Annotated in this window: 5 protein-coding genes and 4 pseudogenes; 3 read left to right on the forward strand and 6 right to left on the reverse strand. The window is 57.5% G+C overall.

Translation table 11 applies throughout. From position 1 onward, the window contains the following. Positions 1-138: 138 nt before the first annotated feature. Positions 139-858, forward strand: a pseudogene (locus tag ASC90_RS04080) (ATP-binding cassette domain-containing protein); the annotation flags it as partial. Between the two features lie 596 nt (positions 859-1,454). Here ASC90_RS04080 and ASC90_RS04085 read toward each other — a convergent pair. After that, positions 1,455-2,423, reverse strand: a complete 969-nt coding sequence (locus ASC90_RS04085; protein ID WP_056535748.1) for a quinone oxidoreductase — start codon at positions 2,421-2,423, stop codon at positions 1,455-1,457. An 818-nt stretch (positions 2,424-3,241) separates the two neighbouring features. On the opposite strand from ASC90_RS04085, the gene ASC90_RS04090 reads away from it, so the two are divergent. Further along, entirely contained in the window at positions 3,242-4,219 is a 978-nt protein-coding gene (locus ASC90_RS04090; protein ID WP_156392828.1) for an alpha/beta hydrolase, read from the forward strand. A gap of 201 nt (positions 4,220-4,420) precedes the next feature. Here the strand turns inward: ASC90_RS04090 and ASC90_RS30345 are convergent. From ASC90_RS30345 to ASC90_RS27615, 3 genes and pseudogenes are all read right to left on the reverse strand, one after another. Then, positions 4,421-4,551, reverse strand: a pseudogene (locus ASC90_RS30345) (VOC family protein); the annotation flags it as partial. 333 nt (positions 4,552-4,884) lie between these two features. Continuing rightward, on the reverse strand, positions 4,885-5,181 hold the full coding sequence (locus ASC90_RS04095; protein WP_056535754.1) for a DUF982 domain-containing protein: 297 nt from the start codon (positions 5,179-5,181) through the stop codon (positions 4,885-4,887). A 661-nt stretch (positions 5,182-5,842) separates the two neighbouring features. After that, a pseudogene (locus ASC90_RS27615) lies at positions 5,843-6,060 on the reverse strand (CrpP-related protein). Between the two features lie 215 nt (positions 6,061-6,275). On the opposite strand from ASC90_RS27615, the gene ASC90_RS04105 reads away from it, so the two are divergent. Next, positions 6,276-8,042, forward strand: coding sequence for an adenylate/guanylate cyclase domain-containing protein (locus ASC90_RS04105; RefSeq protein WP_056535760.1), 1,767 nt, complete (start codon positions 6,276-6,278; stop codon positions 8,040-8,042). Here ASC90_RS04105 and ASC90_RS04110 read toward each other — a convergent pair whose 3' ends face one another. Both ASC90_RS04110 and dinB read right to left on the reverse strand, forming a co-directional pair. Further along, on the reverse strand, positions 8,043-8,816 hold the full coding sequence (locus ASC90_RS04110; protein ID WP_056535764.1) for an SOS response-associated peptidase: 774 nt from the start codon (positions 8,814-8,816) through the stop codon (positions 8,043-8,045). It lies immediately after the preceding gene. Positions 8,817-8,901: 85 nt separating this feature from the next. Next, positions 8,902-9,998 (reverse strand): annotated as a pseudogene (dinB, locus tag ASC90_RS04115) (DNA polymerase IV). Between the last annotated feature and the right edge of the window lie 189 nt (positions 9,999-10,187).

Raw genomic sequence — 10,187 nt, forward strand, 5'->3', positions numbered from 1 at the left:
AGCTGCCATTTACCCCGACTTGCAAAACGACTAAGCGGTCACTACTTCCAAGATATCCTGCTACCGGAGATGCCATAAACATGGACCTGAACCTCGCTGCCTTCACCCCTTCGGTTTCTTTGCGAGAAGTTCTGCCCCATGCCTGCATCCATTTCCCTGGCCAATGTGTCCTGGTTCACGCCTGACGGCACGCCGCTTTTCACGAACCTCAACCTGACCTTCGGTCCTGAACGGACCGGCATGGTCGGACGCAATGGCTCCGGCAAGAGCACGCTTCTGCGCCTGATTTCCGGTGATCTGCATCCGGCCTCAGGTCAGGTGCAGATTTTTGGCACTATCGCAATGATGCAACAGGATGCGATGGAGCATCCTGACGACACCATTGCCGACCTATTAGGTGTCCGGCCCCCCCTCGATGTGCTGAGCCGGGCCGAGGCAGGRCTGGCGCAAGCCGATGAACTGGCCGATGCCGACTGGACCTTGCCCGCACGGATAGAGGCCGCGCTTTCGCGTTGCGGCCTGTCCGCCGAGCCGCATACGCCGCTGGCGACACTCTCCGGCGGACAGCGCAGTCGTGCCGCCCTTGCGGCCCTGATCCTTGCGGAGCCGGATTTCCTGCTTTTGGACGAACCAACGAACAATCTCGACCGTGAGGGGCGCAGGGCCGTGATCGACCTCCTGCGGGGCTGGTCAGGCGGGGCAATCGTCGCCAGCCATGATCGAGAGCTTCTGGAGGAGATGGATGCCATCATTGAACTGACCTCGCTCGGGATGACCCGTTACGGCGGGAACCTTTCAGATGTTGCACGCCGTGCGCGTCAAGCGAGCGAGCGAAAGGCACGGAAGGATAGTGCCGGGCATCGTAACAGCATGCCGTAGTCGATGTAGGAAGGCGCGAAAACAGTGTCGTCTCCACTACCATCAAGCCTGGTCCCGATGTACCATTGGAGGAGAGCACCTCGCCCAACAAAGGTTTGTCTGCATCCTAGCCGTATGCACTTGAATGACCCAGGAGATGCATTGCACGTAACCCCACGTTACTAAGGGCCTTCTACAGCTCTTGCCGATCATTCGCGCTTTTGGGATGCAGGGATTGCACATAAAACGCGAATTCGCCTTGAGACATTGGCAAGGGGCTTCTGTTGCTTTCTACGGTGTGTCCCATTGAAGCGAACGAGACCACCGAGCAGATAATCCCCCACCGTTGAAAAACCTGCGCCATAGAAATACCCTTCATGTGACGGTGTACGGTCAAACGCGTCGAACCTTGTATTCTTCGCCGCTCTGTTACTGAGAGTGCCCGTGTTGCCATAGTAGTGAACGAACTGAAACGGTCCAGGATCTGCTGCCCCTATAAGACCGGTCCTTCGAACGACATTTGGGTCGATCAATGGGGATATGGAACCGGCGGCGGGCACGGAGACAGCGCCTGCCGCCGACGCGGATGTGAAATGTTAGGGCACGAGTAGTAGTTTTCCGGTCGACTTACGGCTCTCCATATCGGAGTGGGCTCTCGCCGCTTCCGCTAAAGGATACTCGCCCCCGATCCGCACCTTGAGCTTTCCTTCAGCGATCCAGTCGAATAGCTGCGCCGTGTGTGCGCGAAGTAGTTCGGGAGTATGGATGTGGTCGAGGAAAACCGCATACCCAATCTTGATGCTCTTTGGCAGCGACATGATGTCGAGAGGTTGTGGTCCCCCAAGGACCGGGCCAAACCAACAAAATGTGCCCGAACGACGCAACACGTCGAGAGACCCTTGGAAGGTAGTGGGCCCGGAGCCATCATAGACCACATGCACGCCTTCGCCTTGCGTCAGGCGCAACGTCGCCTCGGCAAATCGGCCCGCGGAATCCACGATTACATGGTCAGCACCCGCTTCCCTGGCTATCGAAGTTTTTTCCTCTGATGAGACCCGCCCGATTACCTGACCACCGCGCATCTTGATTATCTGAGTCAGCAACAGTCCTACGCCACCTGCCGCAGCGTGGACGAAGGCGACATCACCAGGCTGCACCCGATAGAAGTCGGTCGCAAAGTGGCTGGCTGTGAGCCCCTGCATCATCACGGATGCAGCCACGCGTTCGTCGATCGCGTCGGGAATCAATACGAGCGACGAGGCAGGAATAACGATCCGTTCAGCATAGCTTCCGAGAGCAAAAACCCATGCGACGCGCTGGCCAGGCTTAAAGTCCTTGACGCCATCTCCTACCGCAAGGACACGCCCTGCGCCTTCAACGCCTAGAATCTTGGGGTTGGGGAGCTGGGTCAAGATATTTCCCTGGCGGACGCCGATGTCCATGAAGTTGACGCCCGCGAAGGCGACCTCCACCAATGCTTCGCCCGGTCCCGCCACCGGGTCAGGTTGCTCTTGGTACTCCAAAATTTCCGCGCTGCCCGCGGCGGGCATGACAATAGCTTTCATTGAAGTGTTCCTCTTAGTAGGGATGTGTGCCTGGGGTGAATTCTTATCGATATAGTGTCTACGTGGCAGTCCGAGTTACGCGGCGCGCGGCACCATCGCGTATCGTAGAGAGCAGCGCTGCCGCGGACGTCCGCTGTGCGGAAGACAAGCCGCAGCTTTCTCCTGCGCCGCTCTCAAAAGTGCGAGGAGGCCGAATTCGGCCAAACGCCCGAATTGGCGTTTTTCTTTCCGACTATATGGGGGCGACAGGAGATCGCCTTCAGTCTGAATCGTCTGAAATTTTGGCTCGATCGTCCATTGTAGGAATATGTAACTTGAACCCGTGAGCAAGATGACGTCGCGGGGCTTCGATTGTCTTCCGAGGCTACTTGGCTCCCCCGTCAAACGTGTACTGAACGGGAGTCAAGGCGTCGTCTCTTACGTCAGGTGAAGATCGAACGCGTAGGACGGCGAAGTGGCCATCGCCAAGAGCTATACCCATTACGCTCGAAGAACGCAGACCATCGAAGTGAACATCTGCCACGGTAACCGCTTAGTGCCTTAGCCAATCGTGCGGGGTGATGACGCTCCAATACGGCCGCTGCGCAGACCATGCCAAGTAGCCCATCTATCAGCCCTGCTGACGACGGCGCGATCGGTCATGCACATCTGACGATCAATGGAACGCGTTGCACCGGCAGGGGCGCTCCTCGCTTAGCCTGAAGATTTTCTGAGGAATATCTAAATCAAGAAGGAAGCGACAATCGTGCCACCCGACGGAGAGCTATGGTCAGCCCGGGAAATGAGGCAGGCCCCCAATGCATCAGATGGAGTCTAATGTGACACGTGAACTTTCCCTTCCTCTCTCTCGTCGGCAAGCCTTGCTTGCGGGAGCAGCAGCATCGCTTGCCATGGCTACGCCTGCCTTGGCAGCACGACGAGAAAATCTGAACGTACCGAAAGGAGCGAGCCTGATGGCCGAAGAATTTGTGACGACAAAAGACGGTGTTGAAATCTTCTTCAAGGACTGGGGTCCAAGGGAAGCGCAGGCGATCATGTTCCATCATGGCTGGCCGTTGTCGGCCGACGATTGGGACAACCAGATGCTCTATTTTCTCAGTAAGGGGTACCGCGTTGTTGCCCACGATCGTCGTGGCCACGGCCGCTCCGCGCAGGTGAGCGGAGGAGCGGATATGGACCATTACGCCGCCGACGCATCGGCAGTGGTCGAACATCTTGATCTACGAAACGCAATCCATATCGGCCACTCCACCGGCGGCGGAGAAGTCGCACGCTATGTGGCCCGATATGGCCAGCCGCAGGGACGTGTTGCGAAGGCAATTCTCGTGAGCTCTGTTCCTCCGCTTATGCTTAAAACGCCGGGCAATCCGGGAGGCACACCAATCGAAGTGTTCAACGGCTACCGGGAGGCGCTCGCCGCAAACCGCGCTCAGTTCTACATCGATGTTCCTACGGGGCCATTTTATGGCTTCAACCGGCCAGGAGCCAAAATCTCGCAGGGAATCATCAATAACTGGTGGCGGCAGGGCATGATGGGGAGCGCAAAGGCCCACTATGAGGGCATCAAGGCGTTTTCGGAGACTGACCAGACTGACGACCTGAAAGCAATGCGCATCCCCACGCTCGTCACTCAGGGCACCGACGACCAAGTTGTTCCGTATAAAGACGCAAGCTTGTTGCAGCATGAACTGATCAAGGGGAGTGTACTGAAGCTCTATGACGGTTATCCGCATGGCATGCTCACCGTCCATGCCGACGTGATTAATCCAGATCTGCTCGCCTTTATCCGCGAGTAACTCGTACCGATGTTAAAGCAGGTCGCACGGTGGGTCTGCGGACTCGTCGCGCGAACTCGGCACTCCTGCGATCTACCCGGCGCGGTCCCGTCGCTGCTGTTAAATACAACAGCGGCGGGACCGCGACTGCCTTACTGCTGCGGCGGCGCAACTGGAGCGGTAATGTGTTGCCGGCGGCGCACGGGTCTCGGTCGATCGGCAGAATGCCAATTCGGAGCCGCCCGGAGCCGTTTTTCTTAGTGGGAGCTGAAGCCGAGGAGACCAAAGTACAATTCGACCGTGCGGGCCATGTTGCCGACCGTCATTCCGACTCGTTCGAAGGATTTGAGCATTGGTAGCAGGTTTCATTTCCGCAATTGCGGTAGCTGGGAAAGAGATTTCTAGATTGAAGGCTGGTTCAATTCGTGAGCCATCGCAGAAGAAAATGCACCACCTGCGTCACTTCGTTCAACGTTCTTCTGGCCGTAACCTGCCGTCATGGCCAAGATACGGGAGATGGACGACTTCTGGAGACGTCGGGCCGAAAGCGGTCGGCATGTTCCCGAGGAACCGTCGAACGTCACGCCTATTTTTGGAAGGGCTGGGGTGCCGGAGAACGCGTTAACTTAGTCGAGCGGTCGTTCGGCCGTTTACCCTACCCGAAAATGCCCTAACTCTAATTGGCGTCACGCCGCATTCTGTTCGTGATCTAAGCCGGCTTCTGCGTCGTGTGCCAATGAGATCACGCGCATACCAGCCTCCTTTGCAGCCGCTACCAGGGCTTGTCTGGCTTGATTGGCTGGCGCAACGCCCATTATAGCATCGAGACATTTCTTCACAGCGACCACATATTCCTCGCCATCCTCATCGGGCCATTGCGACAGCAGCGCTTCAGCGGCGTCTACCAATGTTCTGATCTTGAGCGTCGTCCCGTTAAAAACCAGAAGCACGGTTTGGAAATCGCGTGAATTGTATCGAAACATAACAGGCATTCCCCCAGGGATGTAAATTAGTATCTATGCAATAACCGTTCCAAACACTCGACAAGCCATGCCAGGGGATGGGTTGGTATCCAAACACAGGGGTGAACCGTAGATATGATGAACTTCCCACCCTTATGAGCAGCTTGCCGCACTAATCATTCGTTTACCATCCGGGCAAACCACCACAGCACCAAATAAATCAATGAGCGTCCACGTCAAAGCGATCCTACCCCCGCCAGAATTAGGGGGTTGGTATGCGGGTTCGCTAGCATATCTATGCCGTGCCGACTGGCTGCGGTTGAATTGCCCGGCAGGGAACCCCCAAGGACATCAGGTCAGTCGGCTGCCAACCCAACCCAGCTGGAAATCTGGCACTCCGCGCCCGCATCGAGGCCCAGCGCACCATCGCGAGCTCCCGACGGTCTTCGTTGTTTCTGACAAGCGGGGCGAAGCGGTCTGGAAACACATCTATCGACGGTTCCATTTTGGTAGATCGTGGGTGATTGATGCGAACGACCTGATCGCTTCCTGGTTGGTCGTGATGTCGTAGGCGTTGCAATCTATTGCCTCATCAGTGGTGGTAGGGACCGTGAAGAGTTTCCTTTTCCTGTTCAAGCCTGTCGACTCGCGGGAGAGCATATCATCGTAGCCAGAGAGGAGGTCAGGTATTGTCGGACGACGGCATAGCCGCCGCGAGCGGCCTGCTCCGGGGGCGTACAAGATCGCGAAAATACTGTGCGATCTTGCCTTCGCGGCTAGCCTGTTCTGCTTCCCAGCCGAATTTCCAAGCGTCGTGACGCGCCACCCAATCGTCGCGCCCGCCATTGCGTCGCCGGTCGGCAACTGCTCCGCGCTTAGGTAGGGGTTCTCGTACGACATGAGGCAATACTCATCCAATGCTCCCAATACCCGTGGGAACGCTACTTGCCGGATCAATGATTTTCAAGGGCTGCCTAAAGTAGAAATGGCCGTTTTAATCGTTACAGCAATACATAGTCGAACGAAACACGTCGGATGAGGCTTCTATCGAATTTCGTCAAAGTGTGGGAATATCCCGGCCTCGCGTTGCCCGTCTTACAGGAGCGAGCACTCCATTGGATCGAAAGCTTGCCGCAATCCTCTCCACAGACGTTTCCGGGTATAGCCGCCTTGCCGCGCTAGACGAGGACGGCACGGTTCGCGCCCTCAATTTGTGCCACGATCGGATCAATACGCTGGTCCGCGACCACGGCGGTCGAATTTTCGGTACCGCTGGTGACGGGCTTGTTGCGGAATTCCCGAGTGTTGTCCAAGCCGTTCGTTGTGCGGTTGAAATCCAACGGCAACTTCCCGGCCTCTCGGCGAACCTCCCACAAGATCGTCGCCTGGAATTCCGAATCGGCATCAATCTCGGCGATGTGGTGGTGTCGGGCGATGACTTGCTGGGAGATGGCGTCAACGTTGCGGCGCGCTTGCAGCAAATGGCCAACCCTACGGGCATCTGCATTTCTGGGTCGGTGCGCGAGCATTTGGACGGGAAGGTGCCGTTTGCACTGACCAGTGTTGGGGAGAGAACGTTTAAAAACATGCCGCGGCCAATCTGGGTATTCGAAGTCGACTGGTCGCAAGATGCGCCTGGCGAAATCGGTGAACGGCGCGCACCCCTGGTTGGTTCACGTTTGGACAAGGATCAGCCCTCGATCGTGATTATGCCCTTCGACAACCTGAGCGGCGGAGAAGACGAATACTTCGTCGATGGTGTGGTGGAAGAGATCACCGCAGCCTTGTCTCGGGTTCGGGATTTCTTCGTGATCGCGCGGCAGACTGCGTTTACCTACAAGGGTCATTTCGTCGATGTACGAAACGTTGGTAGAGAACTCGGCGTCGCCTATGTTGTCGAAGGGACAGTACGGCGGGGTGGGGATAGGCTACGCATTTCGGTCCAATTGGTCGACGCTGGGCAGCGCACGCAGCTTTGGTCGGAGCGCTATGAGGGCGCGACCAAGGACCTATTCGAATTCCAGGACAGGATCGCGGCGCAGGTTGCGGGCGCAATCAATCCAGCGGTCCGCAATGCGGAAATCGAGCAATCCAGACGCAAGCCGCCAAGCAGTCTTCGCGCCTATGACTTTGTCATGCGTGCCTATCCCTACCTCTGGGGCCACAACAAGGAAGCCATCAGGTTGGCAATTCCGTTGCTCCAGAACGCCATCTCCGTTGACCCAGCCTACGGCCGAGCCTATGCGCTCCTAGCGTGGTGTCACGCCCAGAACGTCGGCTACACCTGGACCGACGAGCCGGGACGTGACTTGGAACTCACATTGAGCGCCATCGACGCCGCAGCTCGGTCAATTGACGACGATCCAACGGCGCTGACCGCAGTCGGCGGAGCGCTGAGCCACTGCGGCGAACAGGAGCGAGCGGCGGCCTTCCTCGAGATAGCGCTGGCACTCGATCCGAACAGTTCGTGGGCATGGGGGAGATTTGGTTGGGTTGCGAGCTACAAAGGTGAGCCTGATCGTGCCAAAGAACGCTTCGAGCGGGCGATGACGCTTAGTCCGGCGGACCCGCTCGCCTTCAATATGAGAATGGGATACGCGCTTTCGTTGGCCCTGGCAGGTTCCCTTCCTGAGGCAGTTGCCATTGCGCGCGAGGTGGTTAGCAGACATCCGGAGGTGACCTGGCCCTATCGGATGATGACGGCCTGGTCGGCCATGGCCGGTGATCGCGAAACGGCTCGCTGGGCCGCAACGAGACTGTTGGCAGCCGAACCGAACTTCACGATCGAGCGGTATATGACCCGGCCCGTGTTTCGAGATATACCGCAATGGGCAGACGAGATGGCCGAGGGCCTGCGACAAGCGGGATTGCCGGAGCGCTGATCACAGGACCATCGGCTCATCGAGTCGTTCGCCAGTTTTGCTCACGATCGTCGAGCCATAGGGTTCTCGCGAGGTGATCATGATGCGGTCGTTCGGGAGCGGCCGCGCCAGATGTTTGGCTTCCTCCCACAGCGCGTTCATCCAGACTTCAGTCTCTTCGCGTGTCTGCAGCAACACCGGCATCGCCTTCTCGTGAACCGGGCGAACGATATCATTCGGTTCGGTGGTCAGGAACGCATACAGGTCATCCGTCGTCAGGCCATCCTTCACCTTGCGGACGCTCTTCCAATGCGGCACCCAAAGTCCGGCGAAGAACATCAACGGTTTATCGGGGTTTGCCGAGAACCATGCATTGGGGGTCTTGCCACCTTCCTCCTTAGTAGCTGGGTCGGGTTCCGCGAATGATGTCACCGGCACGAGACACCTGTTCTCAACACCGAACCAGCGCTTCCAGTGCGGCAGGGCGAGGTTGCGGACGTTGGTGGTTCCGTAGTCCGGCTCCATACGGACGAGTTCGTCGATATCAACGGGCAGTCCCCTCTTGCGGAGTTTCTCGGCTCTAGCTTCGGCTGCCTTCTTCTGCACGTAGATTGGAGAGGGCAGGCCCCATCGGCAATTGGCCAGCTGCCGCTTGCCGTCGGCCGTGTTCCGTATCACTGGTGCCCATTGATCGGGATTGATCTGGTAGGCCGGCATCAGGTTGACCAAGCTTTCGACATCCTGAGCCCATTTGCTGACCCAGTCTCTGTCGTCCATGCGATAGAGGTTGCACATTCGTCGCTTATCCTCCTGTTCCGTCTCGAGCCTGTGTCATCCTCATCAGGCATTCAAGATACCAATGTGGTTACGGGCGCTCGCGTTACAGCATGAACTGTAATTGCCCTGTAGAGTCCGCCGACTTTGTCTCCAGCGACGAAAGGGTAACACCGAGAAGGCGGATGCCTTTCCGCGTTGGGAATACCGCTTCCAGAAGACCGCCAATCGTTTCCTCGATCGCTTCAGGTGATTGGAAGCCGTGGGCTAGGCTTCTTGCCCGCGTGATCTGCGCAAAGTCGGCATACTTGACCTTGAGGGTGACGGTCTTTCCGGTGATGCAATTGGCTTCACAATAGCGCCAGACCTTGGCGATCAAGGGCTTCGCCCCTTCTAGCGCGGGGCCATAGGCGTGAATGTCCTGGGCAAACGTGTCTTCCGCACCCACGGATTTGCGCACACGGTCGGGCTTGACCTGGCGTTCGTCTATTCCGCGGGCGATCCCGTAGAAGTACGGCCCGGACTTGCCGAAGTGCTGCACCAGGAAGTCTAAATCCTTCTCCTTCAGGTCGGCTCCGGTCTCGATCCCCAGACGATGCATCTTCTCGGCGGTGGCTGGACCGACGCCGTGAAATTTCTTGACCGGTAGTCCAGCGACGAATGCCGGTCCATTCCTGGGCGTGATCACCGCCTGGCCATTGGGCTTATTGAGGTCGCTCGCCATCTTGGCGAGGAACTTGTTGTATGAGATTCCGCCCGACGCATTGAGATCCGTCACAGCCTTGATCTTGGCACGGATTTCCACCGCAATCTCGGTCGCGATTTCCATGCCCTTGAGGTTTTCCGTCACGTCGAGGTAGGCCTCGTCGAGCGATAGAGGCTCGATGAGCGGCGTATACTCGGCGAAGATTTCCCTGATCTGAGCCGACACCGATAGACGTCGAAGCGCGGCTTCACGAAGATGAGGTCAGGGCATTTCCGCTTTGCCGTCACTGACGGCATCGCCGAATGGACGCCGAACTTGCGGGCCTCGTAGCTTGCGGCGGCGACGACCCCGCGTGCCTCCGACCCACCGACGGCAACCGGCTGGTCGCGAAGCTCCGGATTGTCCCGCTGCTCGACGGAAGCATAAAAGGCGTCCATGTCGATATGGATGATCTTACGCGGACGACCAGTAGGTAGGTTGTCGAGATTGTCGTTCATGTGACGTGTTCGCAGGAATTTTTTCTCATTTATAAGATATCGCGAGCCTGTGGACCAATCCTGGTTAGCGCATTGGTTTCCTTCGTGGAATGCTATCCATTGCCTCTGTGGATGGCCTGTTGGTTCAAAGTCCACCCGAAACACGCCCGTTGACTCGAAATCCAGAAAGGAACAAATGTAGAACATACT

The organism is Rhizobium sp. Root1220, assembly GCF_001426265.1.
Lineage (GTDB): Bacteria > Pseudomonadota > Alphaproteobacteria > Rhizobiales > Rhizobiaceae > Rhizobium.

Coding starts and splice junctions, on each gene's coding strand:
- ASC90_RS04095 (WP_056535754.1), bottom strand. CDS start 5,181: ATGTTTCGATACAATTCACGCGATTTCCAAACCGTGCTTCTGGTTTTT.
- ASC90_RS04110 (WP_056535764.1), bottom strand. CDS start 8,816: ATGTGCAACCTCTATCGCATGGACGACAGAGACTGGGTCAGCAAATGG.
- ASC90_RS04085 (WP_056535748.1), bottom strand. CDS start 2,423: ATGAAAGCTATTGTCATGCCCGCCGCGGGCAGCGCGGAAATTTTGGAG.